Source organism: Mammaliicoccus lentus, from assembly GCF_002902755.1.
In the GTDB taxonomy this organism is placed as follows: Bacteria; Bacillota; Bacilli; order Staphylococcales; family Staphylococcaceae; genus Mammaliicoccus; species Mammaliicoccus lentus.
Window position 1 is genome coordinate 53,037 of the sequence record NZ_PPRS01000018.1, and the last position, 15,142, is coordinate 68,178.

The window sequence follows — 15,142 nt, forward strand, 5'->3', positions numbered from 1 at the left end:
TCAGTACTCCTTGTTGTTATTTAATCTGATTTCTAGAGATTTTTTATGTTGATATAAGCCTTCCTCATCAGCAATTTTAATCGCACTAGGTGCTATTTTTTGAAAAGCATGTTCATCTAAATGTATAACAGAATGGCTAGTTAAAAAGTCATTTACTGTTAAACCATTTGAGAATCTTGCTGTTTGGTCCGTAGGCAATACGTGACTTGGCCCAGCAGAATAATCTCCGATAGCTTCCGGTGAATATTGACCTAAGAACATTGCACCAACATATTTAACTTTGCCTATATATAAACTAGGATCAGTTGTTTGAATGGATAAATGTTCTGGAGCTATATAGTTAACGATATCAATAGTTTCGTTTGTGTCAACTGTATGAATAGGGTAGTGATAGTCAGAAATACTTTTTTCTATAATCTCTTTTCTTGGAGAAGCATCAATCGCTTTTTGTAAATTTTGGCTTACTTTAGTTAAAAATGATTTGTCTGTTGATATAAGAAAAGTTCTTGCTTTCTCGTCATGTTCTGCTTGAGCTAAGATGTCTTGAATGATGTAATCTACATTAGAATAATCGTCCGCAATAATGGCTATTTCACTAGGACCTGCGATTTGATCAATACCAACGACGCCATATAATAATTGTTTGCTTAAAGATACAAATTGATTACCAGGACCTACTATTTTGTCGACTTTTGGAATTGTTTCAGTTCCGTAAGCTAAAGCAGCTATACTTTGTGCACCACCAACTTGGAAGACGCGATTTACGCCAGCAATATAACATGCAGCAAGAATAGCTGAATTAATACCATCTTTTTGAGGTGGTGTTACGACTGTAATTTCTTTAACATCTGCAACTTTTGCTAATGTTGCAGTCATCAATACAGTAGAAGGGTAACTTGCTTTTCCACCGGGTACATAAATGCCGACTTTTTCAATAGGATGATAAAGTTGGTATGTTTGACCAGTTGTGACATTTTCATGTTTGATTTTCTGTTGAAATGTTTTAATGTTCTCGTGACTATTCATTAATGCTTGTTTTAATTCTTCAGAAATTAAATTAATGCTATTTTCTATTTCTTGTTTAGAAACTTCTAAATTTTCTAGTTTAACATTGTCGAATTTCTCATTATATTTAAATAATGCATTATCTTTATTTTCTTTAACATCGTTAATTATATTTTTTACATTTTCAGTATGACTAGCTTCAGTGATACAATCTTGTTCAAATTTTTGTTTGAATTCAGTTTTAGATAGCATTAATAGACACTCCAATCTCTTTAATAAAGGATTCTATGCTTTTGGACTTACTAAAGAACGCATGTTTATTGGTTATTAATTTTGCATTAATATCTCCTATAGACTCCTTTTCTTCTAATCCGTTAGATTTAAGGGTGGTACCTGTTTGGACTATATCTACTATAGCGTCTACCATATTAACGACTGCAGCTAATTCTACAGACCCGGACAATGGTATGATGGATACATCTTGTCCTTTTTCTTTAAAATATGCTTTTGTTGTTTTAACGTATGTTGTAGCAATTTTTTTATATTCCGTTACTTCTGGTTTGCTTGCAACAGCAAAATGACAATATCCAAACGGTAAATCGACCAAGTTATTTACATTTAAGTTCTCTTTTTCATCTAAAATATCACTACCTGTAATACCAATATCTGCAATACCTTGTTCTACGTACGTTGAAACATCTTGACCTTTTACTAAGATAAATCTAACGTCCTCACTTTGAATTTGTAATTTTCTCTCTCTATTATTTAATGCTTCTACCCATTTACTGTTTCCGTTTGAATCAATAAACTTTATGAAGTCTTTTAATAAACGACCTTTACTTAATGCAACTGTTAACATAAGAACCTCCTAATTTAATTGGATACCAAAGCCAAATCCTTCTAAAGTGCCATTATAATGACCGCCTGAAGCGATTGGATTTCCATTTTCGTTTTGATAAAGTTGAATAAAACTTCCCACGTAATAAGATTTTGGAGGCATTGTTGTAATATCTAAATGTACGTGTTGAACACCAGATTCTTTAAGTGCCTTTTTCCAAAATTGTAGAGACTGATAAGTAGGGTGGTTAACATCAGCAAAAGTTGTTAGAAATTCTAATTGTTTATGTGTTGGTGTCTTTAAAAGTTTTACGACAGGATGTTCTTGTGTTAATAATTTTGATATTTTCGAAATGTTACGTTCGCTTATTGCCTGATACAATTCATCTGTATGTTCTTCTGAAGAAAGCAATAAATCGAATAATTGATAATGACCGATTACAGCAAAATCAATATTTAAATCTAGTTTAGTATGAATAAAATCGTAGATATATTGATAACATTGAAGCATGTCTTGTCTAGTCGGGTTAAAAATTTCGATACCTAGGTTTGTGTGAATATGTTCATTCACTGCGATAGGTCCTGCATAAGTAACACGAGATGCTTTCAGTTGATATTCACGGCTATAATGTTGTATTTGATCTGTCCAATCATTTCTTAAACTATAGAATGAATCACCATTTTTCCAAATACTGCGTGTATCTAAACTATCTAAATCATCTTGTGTTAGTTGTTTCCATTGGAGTTTTTCAATAAAACTCATATCGATTACTTCGAAATTTCTTTCATTAAAATAGTTTAAAAAAGCTAATTCTTTCTCTTTGTTTGAAATAACATCTTCTTTATAACGTACATAATCCATATTATTAACCTCGCTTTTACTCTCTACCAAACTAAAGTGTTTTTTAATTTATAGAGAATACTATAACACGGTTAATTTAACTTATCAATTGAAAGTTCTGAAAATTTGTATAGTTTAAACAATTAAAAAAATAGTCCGGGTCAATTTTTATGTCCCGGACTCTAATATAGAAATTTTATGATTGTGCTGTTTCAGTTGGTGTTTTATGAAATAGTAATAAAATGAACACGATAAATATAAATGAAGCAACCATTGTAAAGAAGACAGTACCATTTGATATTTCAATAATTGCGCCACCTAGCATCGGTCCGATAATACTACCAACACTAAACGACATAGCAATCATTAAATTCCCGGCAGGTAAGTTGTGTCGTGGTGTTAAGTCTGTCATAAAGCTGACACCTAAACCATAAAATGATCCAGTGAATAATCCGGCTGTAAGGAATAGAGCAATCATAATAAATGGTGTCGTTGGTAAGAAGTCGCCCAATAGGAATATAACACTGCCTATTAAGGTTAACCCTGTTAATACTTTTTTACGTCCATGCAAATCACTGAACATACCAATTGGTACTTGGAATAATATTGCTCCAAGGCTAAATGCAGGTAATATTAATGTGATACTTGTTACATCTAAACCATTTCTTAAACCGTATACTGGGAAGTTACTGTGTAAACCAGCTTCAAATAACCCGTATAATAATGGAAACATAAATGCAATCCAAGAAGTTTTGATTACATCACCGAAGTTTTTCAATGTATTAATCATGCTAATAGGGCGAACATTTGATGACGGAAATTCATTGTGTATTAATAAAACTAAAGAAATTGTAATAATGGATAGAATTGCAGATAAGATAAATGGTAATGTTTCTGAAACATCTACGAGCTTAGCCAGTAGAGGTCCGAGCATAAACCCAGCAGAAAAACTAAAACCATATACAGAAATGGTTCTACCTAATTTTTCTTTAGGTGTGATATGAGTTAACCATGTTTGTGTACTGAAATGTAACATATTATCGCCAATACCTATTAAAAGTCTTAAAATAAACCAAATGGATAAGGTTTTTAAAACAGGGAATAAGAGTAAGGATAATGCGACTATAGCGCCACCTATTAAAATTATATATTTAAATCCACTGCGACGTACAAGACCTTCAATAAAGAATGAAGATAGAAATACACCAATATATAAAGATGTTGCATGTAATCCATTTAAAGAACTAGAGACACCGCTTCTTTCAAATATGACTGATATTAATGGTAAAAGCATCCCTTGTGAGAAACCAGAAACAGCAACAATGATTGAGAGTATAATAAATAATTTTTTAAATGATGAATTTTTCATTTCGTAGCCCCCCACGTATTTATTTGACATCTTTAGTATTTTATCACAGAGATAAATCACTTTATATGAAGAAATTAAAATAATTTCAAATTCTAAAATTAATTATCAAAAGTATGATAAAATAATATAAAATTACATAATCTGAGGAGTATCTAACAATGTATATATATGAAGACGATAGTTTAATGTTACACACGGATTTATATCAAATAAATATGGGAGAGACTTATTGGGGCGATGGCATTCACGAACGTACAGCAGTATTTGATTTATACTTTAGAAGTATGCCTTTTAATAGTGGTTATGCTATTTTTAGTGGTTTAGAAAGAATAGTTCAATTTATTGAGAATCTTAAATTTACAGAAACTGATATTGAATACTTAAGAGAAGTAGGCTATAAAGATGATTATTTAGCTTATTTAAAAGAATTACGTTTTACTGGTAACATTCGTGCAATGAGAGAAGGAGAGCTTTGTTTTAATAATGAACCATTAATTAGAGTGGAGGCGCCTTTAATACAAGCGCAATTAATCGAAACAGCCTTATTAAATATAGTGAATTTCCAAACTTTAATTGCTACTAAAGCAAGTAGGATTAAGCAGGTAGTGCATGATGAAATCGTTATGGAGTTTAGCACAAGACGCGCACAAGAGATGGATGCTGCAATTTGGGGAGCTAGAGCTGCTGTTATTGGTGGTTTTGATTCAACTAGTAATGTGAGAGCTGGTAAATTATTTGGTATTCCTATTTCTGGAACACATGCCCACTCAATGGTACAAACATATGATGATGAATATGTAGCATTTAAGAAATACGCTCAAAGACATAAAAATTGCGTTTTCTTAGTAGATACATTCCATACACTAAAATCGGGTGTACCAAATGCTATTAAAGTGGCTAAAGAACTAGGCGATAAAATAAACTTTATTGGAATTCGTTTAGATTCTGGAGACATCGCTTATTTATCTAAAGAAGCAAGAAGAATGTTAGACGAAGCTGGTTTTGAAGATGCTAAAATATTTGCGTCTAACGATTTAGATGAAGAAACAATTACAAGCTTGAAAGCGCAAGGTGCAAAAGTAACTGCTTGGGGTGTTGGCACAAAATTAATCACAGCTTATGATCAACCAGCTCTTGGTGCTGTTTATAAATTAGTAGCTATTGAAGATGAGAATGGTGAATTATCAGACAGAATTAAAATTTCAAATAATGCTGAAAAAGTTACAACTCCTGGTAAGAAAAATGTTTATAGAATTATAAATACGAAAACAAATAAATCTGAAGGTGACTATATTACTTTAGAAGAAGAAGATCCGAATAAAGAAGAAAAATTAAAAATGTTCCATCCAGTTCATACTTATAAAATGAAATATATTAAAAACTTTAAAGCAATCGATTTACACCATGATATTTTTAAAGATGGAGAACTAGTCTATAAATTACCTGAAATTGAAGAAATTAAGGAATTTGCATTCAATAATCTAGAAATATTATGGGAAGAAAATAAGCGTTACTTGAACCCTGAAGAGTATCCAGTGGACTTAAGTAAAACTTGTTGGGATAATAAGAATAAGAAAATCTTTGAAGTTGCTGAAAGAGTAGCAGACGATATAAAGGAAGTGGATGAATGATGAGAGATTTACAATCAATCATAATTAAAGAAATGAACGTAAAACCGACGATAGATCCAGAACAAGAATTTATAGAAATTAAAAACTTTTTAAAGTCATATATAAAAGCGCATAGCTTTATTAAATCACTTGTTTTAGGTATTTCTGGTGGACAAGATTCTACATTGCTTGGGAAAATTGCACAAATTACAGTAGATGAATTAAATGAAGAAGAAGGCGCTGAGTACGAATTTATAGCTGTAAGACTACCATACGGTGAACAATTTGATGAACAAGATACGCAAGATGCGTTAGATTTTATTAACCCGACGAAACGTGTAACAGTTAATATTAAACCTGCAGTGACAGCAAGCATTAAAAGCTTAAATGAAGCGGGCGTTGAATTGACGGATTTCCAAAAAGGAAATGAAAAAGCAAGAGAACGTATGAAAGTACAGTATTCAATTGCATCTGCAAACAGTGGTTTAGTATTAGGTACTGACCACGGGGCTGAAAACATTACAGGTTTCTTTACTAAATTTGGCGATGGTGCGTGTGATGTAGCTCCATTATTTGGTTTGAACAAAAGGCAAGGTAAAGCAATTTTAAAATATTTAGGTGGACCAGATCATCTTATTAATAAAATACCAACTGCTGATTTAGAAGAAGACAAACCAGCTTTACCAGACGAAGTAGCACTCGGTGTAACATACGATGCGATAGATGATTTCTTAGAAGGTAAGAAAATTGATGAAAAAGATCAAGAAATCATTCAAAATCATTATGTAAGAAACGCTCATAAAAGAGAAATGCCTTATACTAGATACACTTGGCCAAAATAAAGCGTGACTTTTGTTAATTACGTTGATAAAATGATTCCAGTATTTTGAAAAATGGAGGGTTTAAATGTCAGCTATATTAGATAATCCATGGTTGATGGTACTATCAATATTTATTATTAATATTATTTATGTATCATGCTTAACTATGAGAACCATTTTGACATTAAAGGGATATCGATATGTAGCTGCTGCAGTAAGTGTACTAGAGGTAGTTGTTTATGTTATTGGATTAGGTTTAGTAATTAATAGTTTAGATCAAATTCAAAACATTTTAGCTTATGCGTTAGGATTTGCAGCGGGTATTATTGTTGGTATGAAGATTGAAGAAAAAATAGCTTTAGGATATATTGTAGTTAACGTTACAACTGCAGAATATGAAACAGATTTACCGAGAAAGTTAAGAGATTTAGGATATGGTGTAACGCATTACGTTGCCAAAGGAAGAGACGGCGATCGATTAGTAATGCAAATATTAACACCAAGAAGATTTGAATTAAAACTGATGGACACAATTAAACAGTTAGATTCAAAAGCTTTCGTAATAGCATACGAACCTAAAAATATTCATGGTGGCTTCTGGGTTAAAGGCGTACGAAGTAAAAAATTAAAGGCGTATGATACAGATGAAGTTTAAAGTAGAAGACAATGAAACAATCGAAATGTGCCTTAAACGTATGAGAGAACAAGGATACACACCTGTAAAAAGATTCGAAAAACCTGTATTTATAGAAAATAAAGAGGGCGAATATGAAGTGCTAAAACAAGAAATCCAATTTGTCGGTAAAAAAATAAAAGATTAATTAAAACTTAGGTTTAAATTGAGCATTATACTCCTATCAAAGTAGATACTTAAAAAGTAAAACTTTGATAGGAGTTTTTTATGTTTTTATCGTATTTAGCTTTTAATTTTGATAAGCACTGTTACAATGTATAATGTATTTAAAAATATATTTCTTGCACTAATTCACGAACTATATTTATATTTTTATAAATAATGTACGTATTGTGTGATGTTTGTTATACTGTAAGTGACTAATATATGATAGGAGAATTTATCAATGATTGAACGTTATTCTAGAGAAGAAATGACTAATATTTGGTCTGAACAAAATCGTTTTGAGGCTTGGTTAGAAGTAGAAATACTTGCTTGTGAAGCATGGAGCAAGCTCGGACATATTCCAGAAGAAGATGTAAAGTTAATTAGAGAAAATGCTAAAGTCGATGTAGACCGAGCAAAAGAGATCGAACAAGAAACAAGACATGATGTTGTAGCATTTACACGACAAGTTTCAGAAACATTAGGAGAAGAACGTAAGTGGGTACATTACGGTTTAACTTCAACTGACGTAGTAGATACGGCATTAAGTTATGTTGTTAAACAGGCAAATGAAATCATTGAAAAAGATTTAGAAAGATTTTTAGAAGTTTTAAAAAATAAAGCTATTGAACATAAAACAACTTTAATGATGGGTAGAACACATGGTGTACATGCAGAACCAACTACATTTGGTATCAAAATGGCATTATGGTATACGGAAATGAAACGTAACTTAGAAAGATTTAAACGTGTACGTGAAGAAATTGAAGTTGGTAAAATGAGTGGAGCTGTTGGTACATTCGCTAACATCCCGCCTGAAATCGAAGAACATGTATGTAAAGAACTTGGGTTAGATTGTGCACCGGTTTCAACTCAAACATTACAACGTGATCGACACGCTTACTACATTGCGACATTAGGCTTAATCGCAACTTCTATAGAAAAATTCGCTGTTGAAGTTCGTGGATTACAAAAAACTGAAACAAGAGAAGTTGAAGAAGCATTTGCAAAAGGACAAAAAGGGTCATCAGCTATGCCTCATAAACGTAATCCAATTGGATCAGAAAACGTTACTGGTTTAGCACGAGTTATTCGTGGTTATATCACTACCGCTTATGAAAACGTTCCTTTATGGCATGAAAGAGATATTTCACATTCTTCAGCAGAGCGTATTATGTTACCAGATGTAACAATAGCTTTAGATTACGCTTTAAATAGATTTACAAATATTATAGATAGATTAACAGTATATCCTGAAAATATGAAAAAAAATATAGACAAAACATTTGGCCTTATATACTCTCAACGTGTTATGCTAACATTAATCAATAAAGGTATGGTTAGAGAAGAAGCTTATGATATCGTTCAACCAAAAGCGATGGAATCTTGGGAAACTCAAACACCATTTAGAACATTAGTTGAACAAGACAGTAGAATTACTGAATTATTGGACGCTAAAGAATTAGATGAATGCTTCGATGAAAATCATCATTTAAACCAAGTAGATACAATATTCAAGAGAGCTGGAATCGAATAAAATAGTTTATGCTGTACTTTAATAGAGTAATGCATTAAAATGCAATTAATGAACTTATTAAACAGGGGTTGATTTTTTGCAAATTGAAAAATTACGAGGTCAAGCACTAAACGAACTATTTGATGCTATTTTAACGCTCGAAACTAGAGAAGAATGTTATCAATTTTTTGATGACTTATGTACAGTTAATGAAATACAATCATTATCTCAACGACTTCAAGTTGCTAAGATGATTAAACAAGGCAACACATATGCACATATTGAAAAAGAATCAGGTGCATCGACAGCTACTATTTCACGTGTTAAACGTTCTTTGCAATGGGGCAATGATGCTTACACGATGATTTTAGAAAGAATGAACATAGAATTCGAAAAATAGATAATAGAGTCTGAGATACATATCTCTCACTCAAAATACAGGCTGAGACATTTAATTATGTCTCAGCCTTATTCATTATATTTAATTTTGATAAATTATATGAAAAGCTATATAATTATTAAACTAGGTTAATTAGGGAGCGTTTATAATGAAGAAGTTATTTACAGCACTTGCTGTTGCTACACTTTTATTAAGTGCATGTGGTATACAGCAAAATACAGAAGATAATCAGTCAGAAGAGAATAAGTCTAACAATGAATCGAAACAAAATGAAAACAACAAGCAAAAAGAAAATGAAAAACAAGATGAAAAAGATAAACATAAAGTTACTAAGAAAAATGGTGTAACTTATGTTGACGGTCATGTTTTTGTAAATAAAAAAATTGATTTACCTAAAGATTATGCGCCTGGTGAAAATGCTACTGCAAGAAATCAATTGAACAAATTAATTCAAGATGCAAGAAATCAAGATTTAGATTTAGTGTTTAGAAGTGGTTATCGTTCTTATGAGAGCCAAGAACAGTTATATAAAGATTATGTAGCAAGAGATGGAGAAGAAGCTGCAAACCAGTATAGCGCAACACCTGGTAACTCAGAACATCAAACAGGTCTCGCTTTTGACGTAGGTTCTGATACAGCTACAGATGATTTTAGATCTTCTTTCGGTGATACTGATGAAGGTAAATGGATGGAAAAACATGCACATGAATATGGGTTTATTATTAGATATTTAGAAGGTAAAGAAGATATTACCGGATATCAATATGAACCATGGCACTTAAGATATGTTGGAAAAGATTTAGCACAGAAGATTCATCAAAAAAATGTAACATTAGAAGAGTATTTTGATTATGGATATTAATTTTATTAAATGCTAAAAACAATAAGCGAATTTTTACGATTATGAGGAGCGTATTATTCGCTTCTTTTTTGTTTGAAATCGTCTATTTCATTTCGGAATTCAATCACAAAAATGCTATAATTAATCTTATGATAATTAAAGGAGATTGAGTATGTACGATATTAAATTGTGGCGACATGTGTTTAAATTAGATCCTGCTAAATCCATAACAGACGATGATTTAATGAAAGTTTGTGAATCAGGAACAGATGCCATCATAATTGGTGGTACAGATAACGTGACAGAAGACAATATACTGAATTTGATGAGTCGTGTTAGACGTTATCCTTTACCTTGTGCATTAGAAATTTCGAATATTGAAAGTGTTGTACCAGGGTTCGATTTCTACTTTGTTCCAAGTGTCTTAAACAGTGATGAAGTTAAATATCATAACGGTATTTTACATGAAGCGGTGAAAGAATATGGATACATGATGGATTTCGATGAAATATTTTTAGAAGGTTACGTTGTTATGAATGAAGAAAGTAAGGTAGCAAAGTTAACTAAAGCTAATACTCAATTGGATGTTGAGGATTTAATAAGTTATGCACGTATGGTCGATAAATTATATCATTTACCAATTTTTTATTTAGAATATAGTGGTAAGTATGGCAACGTAGAAGAAGTAAAAGCTATTAAAGAACATTTAGAGCAAGCACAACTTTTCTACGGTGGCGGTATCAATGATTTGAATAGTGCTCAAGAAATGGCAGAGTACGCAGATACAATAGTAGTTGGTAACATCATATATGATAATTTAAAAAAAGCTTTACAAACTGTAAAAGTAAAACAATAAAGGAAGGTTTTTATGAACGCATTGTTAGATAGAATGAATGACGAACAAAAACAAGCAGTCAAAACGACTCAAGGCCCATTATTAATCATGGCAGGTGCTGGTAGTGGTAAGACTAGAGTGTTGACGCATAGAATAGCATATTTACTTGATGAAAAAGATGTATCGCCATATAACGTATTGGCTATAACGTTTACAAATAAAGCAGCTAAAGAAATGAAAGAAAGAATCAGTCATCTCGTTGGTCCTGAGGCTGAAAGTATTTGGATATCAACATTCCATTCAATGTGTGTAAGAATCTTAAGACGTGACATTGATCGAATTGGAATCGAAAGAAATTTCACAATTATTGATCCAACTGACCAAAAGTCAGTTATAAAAGAAGTATTAAAAAAAGAAAATATAGATAGTAAAAAATATGAACCAAGAATGTTTATTGGTGCTATTTCTAATTTAAAAAACGAATTAAAGACAGCTGAAGATGTAGAAAAAGAAGTGAATGATTTTTATGCTTCAATGGTCGCACGAGTATATAAAGGCTATCAAGAAAAATTATTAAGAAATCATGCTTTAGATTTTGATGATTTAATTATGTATACGATTCAGTTATTTAATCGCGTACCAGAAGTATTGGAATATTACCAAAATAAATTCCAATATATTCATGTAGACGAATATCAAGATACAAACAAAGCGCAATATACACTTGTACAATTATTAGCAAATAAGTTTCAAAATATATGTGTGGTAGGTGACTCTGACCAATCTATATATGGTTGGCGTGGTGCTGATATTAAAAATATTTTATCTTTTGAAGAGGATTATCCAAACGCACAAACTATTTATTTAGAACGAAATTACCGTTCAACTAAAACTATTTTAACTGCAGCCAACGAAGTCATCAGAAACAACTCAGAGAGAAAACCGAAAGCTTTATGGACTGACAATACTTCAGGTGGAAAAATTCAGTATTATGAAGCGACAACTGAACGTGACGAAGCAGAATATGTTATTCGTCAAATATTAAAGAAAAAGCAAGAAGGGTATAATAATCAAGATATCGCGATTTTATATCGAACAAACGCACAATCCCGTGTGCTTGAAGAAACATTTTTAAAATCCAACATTCCTTATACTATGGTAGGCGGCACAAAGTTCTATGACCGTAAAGAAATTAAAGATATTTTAAGTTATTTACGTTTAGTTTCAAATAGTAATGATGATATTAGTTTTGAGCGTATTATAAACATACCAAAACGAGGCATTGGTCCTTCTTCTGTTCAAAAAATTGCACAATATGCTTCTATAAATAATTTAAGTTATTTTGATGCATTAGGAGAAGTAGACTTTATTGGTTTATCTAAAAAAGTCACTCAAGAAGGTGCAGATTTTTATGAGATGATGAATAACTTTATGCAGCAGCAAGAATTTTTATCTATAACAGAATTAGTTGAACAAATTTTAGATAAATCTGGTTATAGAAAAATGCTTGAAAATGAACAAACTTTAGAATCTCAAAGTAGACTAGAGAACATCGATGAATTCTTATCAGTACCTAGAGACTATGAAAAGAACACACCAGTTGAAGAACAATCTTTAATGAATTTCTTAACAGACTTATCATTAGTTGCAGACGTAGATGACGCTGATTTAGAAGCGGGTGTTACTTTAATGACAATGCACTCAGCCAAAGGTTTAGAGTTTAAAATAGTGTTTATAGTGGGTATGGAAGAAAGTATTTTCCCTCACTTCAGAAGTTTACAATCTGGAGAAGAACATGAAATGGAGGAAGAACGACGCATAGCATATGTAGCTATTACACGTGCTGAAGAACAATTACATGTGTCTCATGCAACGACTAGAAGTTTATTTGGTAGATCTCAAGCTAATATGAAATCTAGATTCTTAAAAGAAATCCCAGAAGATTTATTAGACGGCGTTAAACCAAAAACTTCATTTAAATCTAAACAAACAGCAGCGCCTAAACGTGGTTTTGCGAGAAGAGTTAATAATAATCAAAATTCTAATACTACTTGGAATGTAGGAGATAAAGTAACGCACAAATCATGGGGCGAAGGAATGGTTAGTGCAGTAAATGATAAGAACGGTTCAGTTGAATTAGATATTATATTCCAAAAAGAAGGACCAAAGAGATTACTGGCACAGTTTGCACCAATTGAGAAAAAAGGAGAATAAATATGGAAGAATTAAAATCAAGAGTTGATGAACTTCACCACTTATTGCATAAATTTAATTATGAATACCATGTATTAGATAATCCATCTGTTCCTGATAGTGAATATGATAAATTACTACATGAATTGATCTCAATTGAGGAAGAACATCCAGAACTTAAAACAAGTGATTCGCCAACTGTAAGAGTTGGTGGACCACCTTTATCTCAATTCGAAAAAATTAATCACGATACACCGATGTTATCTTTAGGTAATGCTTTTAACGAAGAAGACCTTAGAAAATTTGACCAGCGTGTAAGAGATAAAGTAAGTAATATAAAATATACTTGTGAGCTTAAAATTGATGGACTAGCAGTATCTCTAAAATATGATAATGGGCGTTTTGTGCAAGGTTTAACAAGAGGTGATGGTACTACTGGTGAGAACATTACTGAAAACTTAAAAACAATTCACGCAATACCTTTAAAAATTAAAGAACCTCTTTCTATTGAAGTGCGTGGAGAAGCATATATGCCTAGAAGTTCTTTCCTTTCTTTAAATGAGCAAAAAGAAAAGAATGGAGAACAACTATTTGCAAACCCTCGTAATGCGGCTGCAGGATCATTGCGACAATTAGACTCTAAGCTAACTGCTAAGAGAAAGTTAGATATTTTCTTATATAGTGTGAATGATTTAACAGAAATTGAAGCGAGCAGTCAATCAGAAGCGTTAAACAACTTAGATGAACTCGGTTTTAAAACGAATAAAGAAAGAGAAACATTTGATGATATTGAAGGTGTATTATCATTTATTGAAAAATGGACAGAAAAAAGAAACCAATTGCCTTATGATATAGATGGAATTGTTATAAAAGTAGATGACTTAAGTCAGCAAGAAGAGCTAGGATTTACTCAAAAATCACCAAGATGGGCAATTGCTTATAAATTCCCGGCAGAAGAAGTTTTAACAACATTGTTAGATATTGAATTAAGTATAGGTAGAACAGGTGTAGTAACACCAACTGCTATATTAGAACCAGTTAGAGTAGCTGGAACGACTGTCTCTAGAGCATCATTACATAATGAAGATTTAATCCATGAAAAAGATATTAGAATAGGCGACAAAGTCGTTATTAAAAAAGCAGGAGACATCATACCTGAGGTTATACGTAGTATAGTAGAAAGTAGAGCAGAAGATAGCGAAGTTTATCACATGCCAACACATTGTCCTAGTTGTGATCATGAGCTTGTCAGAATCGAAGGAGAAGTTGCTCTACGTTGTATTAATCCTAAATGTCCAGCTCAACTTGTCGAAGGGATCATTCACTTTGTATCAAGACAAGCTATGAACATAGATGGTTTAGGCGAAAAAATTATCGAACAATTATACACGCACGATAAGATTAAAGACGTAGGCGACTTATACTATTTAACAAAAGAAGATTTATTACCGTTAGAAAGAATGGGCGAGAAAAAAGTTCAAAATTTATTAACGGCAATCGAAGCATCTAAAGAAAAATCATTAGAACATCTGTTATTCGGATTAGGTGTTAGACATCTTGGTATTAAAGCAAGTGGAGTGATTGCTGAAAAGTTTGAGACGATTGATCGATTATTCGAAGCACAAATTGATGACTTAACTGAAATTCCTGATGTTGGTCATAAAATGGCTCAATCTTTAGTAACATATATGGAAAATGAAGACATACAAGTTTTAATTGAAAAATTAAAAAAGAAAAATGTTAATATGACATATACAGGTGTTAAACAATCCGAAATAGAAGGTCATCCAGATTTTAGTGGAAAAACATTTGTCTTAACTGGTAAAATGACAGAGATGACACGACCAGAAGCTACTAATATATTACAATCATATGGAGCTAAAGTAACAAATAGTGTTACTAAAAACACAGATGTTGTAATAGCTGGTGAAGAAGCAGGTTCTAAACTCGAAAAAGCAGAAAAATTAAATATCGAAGTTTGGTCAGAACAAGACTGGTTGGATAAATATCGTAATATCAATGAATAGAGGTTAATG

The 15,142-nt window shown here is 31.9% G+C and carries 14 protein-coding genes; 10 read left to right on the forward strand and 4 right to left on the reverse strand.

The features are described 5' to 3' along the window. From hisD to CD135_RS06740, 4 genes are all read right to left on the reverse strand, one after another. Window positions 1-1,257, reverse strand: a complete 1,257-nt coding sequence (hisD, locus tag CD135_RS06725) for a histidinol dehydrogenase (protein ID WP_064205127.1) — start codon at window positions 1,255-1,257, stop codon at window positions 1-3. Then, window positions 1,247-1,864, reverse strand: a complete 618-nt coding sequence (gene hisG, locus CD135_RS06730; protein ID WP_064211552.1) for an ATP phosphoribosyltransferase — start codon at window positions 1,862-1,864, stop codon at window positions 1,247-1,249. The genes hisD and hisG overlap by 11 nt, the downstream gene beginning before the upstream one ends. A gap of 9 nt (window positions 1,865-1,873) precedes the next feature. Next, window positions 1,874-2,704: an ATP phosphoribosyltransferase regulatory subunit gene (locus CD135_RS06735; protein WP_016999069.1), complete on the reverse strand. Its 831-nt coding sequence runs from the start codon at window positions 2,702-2,704 to the stop codon at window positions 1,874-1,876. A gap of 175 nt (window positions 2,705-2,879) precedes the next feature. Then, the gene (locus CD135_RS06740) at window positions 2,880-4,052 is read right to left on the reverse strand and encodes an MFS transporter (protein ID WP_103269079.1); all 1,173 of its coding nucleotides are present in this window, start codon (window positions 4,050-4,052) and stop codon (window positions 2,880-2,882) included. 158 nt (window positions 4,053-4,210) lie between these two features. Between CD135_RS06740 and CD135_RS06745 the strand changes: the two genes are divergently transcribed. The 10 genes from CD135_RS06745 (at window position 4,211) to ligA (ending at window position 15,133) form a co-directional block, all read left to right on the forward strand. Beyond that, window positions 4,211-5,683: a nicotinate phosphoribosyltransferase gene (locus tag CD135_RS06745; protein ID WP_103269080.1), complete on the forward strand. Its 1,473-nt coding sequence runs from the start codon at window positions 4,211-4,213 to the stop codon at window positions 5,681-5,683. After that, the gene (gene nadE, locus CD135_RS06750) at window positions 5,683-6,504 is read left to right on the forward strand and encodes an ammonia-dependent NAD(+) synthetase (protein WP_026023611.1); all 822 of its coding nucleotides are present in this window, start codon (window positions 5,683-5,685) and stop codon (window positions 6,502-6,504) included. The genes CD135_RS06745 and nadE overlap by 1 nt, the downstream gene beginning before the upstream one ends. A 64-nt stretch (window positions 6,505-6,568) precedes the next feature. Continuing rightward, window positions 6,569-7,138: a DUF2179 domain-containing protein gene (locus CD135_RS06755; RefSeq protein WP_016999065.1), complete on the forward strand. Its 570-nt coding sequence runs from the start codon at window positions 6,569-6,571 to the stop codon at window positions 7,136-7,138. Then, window positions 7,128-7,304 (forward strand): NETI motif-containing protein, encoded by a 177-nt coding sequence (locus CD135_RS06760; protein WP_064498971.1) that lies wholly within the window; start codon window positions 7,128-7,130, stop codon window positions 7,302-7,304. The genes CD135_RS06755 and CD135_RS06760 overlap by 11 nt, the downstream gene beginning before the upstream one ends. A 258-nt stretch (window positions 7,305-7,562) precedes the next feature. Then, a complete protein-coding gene (purB, locus tag CD135_RS06765; protein WP_016999063.1) occupies window positions 7,563-8,858 on the forward strand; it encodes an adenylosuccinate lyase in 1,296 nt (431 codons plus the stop codon). A gap of 76 nt (window positions 8,859-8,934) precedes the next feature. Beyond that, window positions 8,935-9,237, forward strand: coding sequence for a YerC/YecD family TrpR-related protein (locus tag CD135_RS06770; RefSeq protein ID WP_016999062.1), 303 nt, complete (start codon window positions 8,935-8,937; stop codon window positions 9,235-9,237). A gap of 148 nt (window positions 9,238-9,385) precedes the next feature. Beyond that, a complete protein-coding gene (locus CD135_RS06775) occupies window positions 9,386-10,099 on the forward strand; it encodes a M15 family metallopeptidase (RefSeq protein ID WP_103269081.1) in 714 nt (237 codons plus the stop codon). A gap of 151 nt (window positions 10,100-10,250) precedes the next feature. Continuing rightward, on the forward strand, window positions 10,251-10,934 hold the full coding sequence (gene pcrB, locus CD135_RS06780) for a heptaprenylglyceryl phosphate synthase (protein ID WP_016999060.1): 684 nt from the start codon (window positions 10,251-10,253) through the stop codon (window positions 10,932-10,934). Between the two features lie 12 nt (window positions 10,935-10,946). Continuing rightward, window positions 10,947-13,127, forward strand: a complete 2,181-nt coding sequence (gene pcrA, locus CD135_RS06785; protein WP_103269082.1) for a DNA helicase PcrA — start codon at window positions 10,947-10,949, stop codon at window positions 13,125-13,127. A gap of 2 nt (window positions 13,128-13,129) precedes the next feature. Beyond that, window positions 13,130-15,133 carry an NAD-dependent DNA ligase LigA gene (gene ligA / locus CD135_RS06790; protein WP_016999058.1) on the forward strand — a complete coding sequence of 668 codons (2,004 nt, stop codon included), beginning with the start codon at window positions 13,130-13,132 and terminating at the stop codon, window positions 15,131-15,133. The last annotated feature ends 9 nt before the right edge of the window (window positions 15,134-15,142 follow it).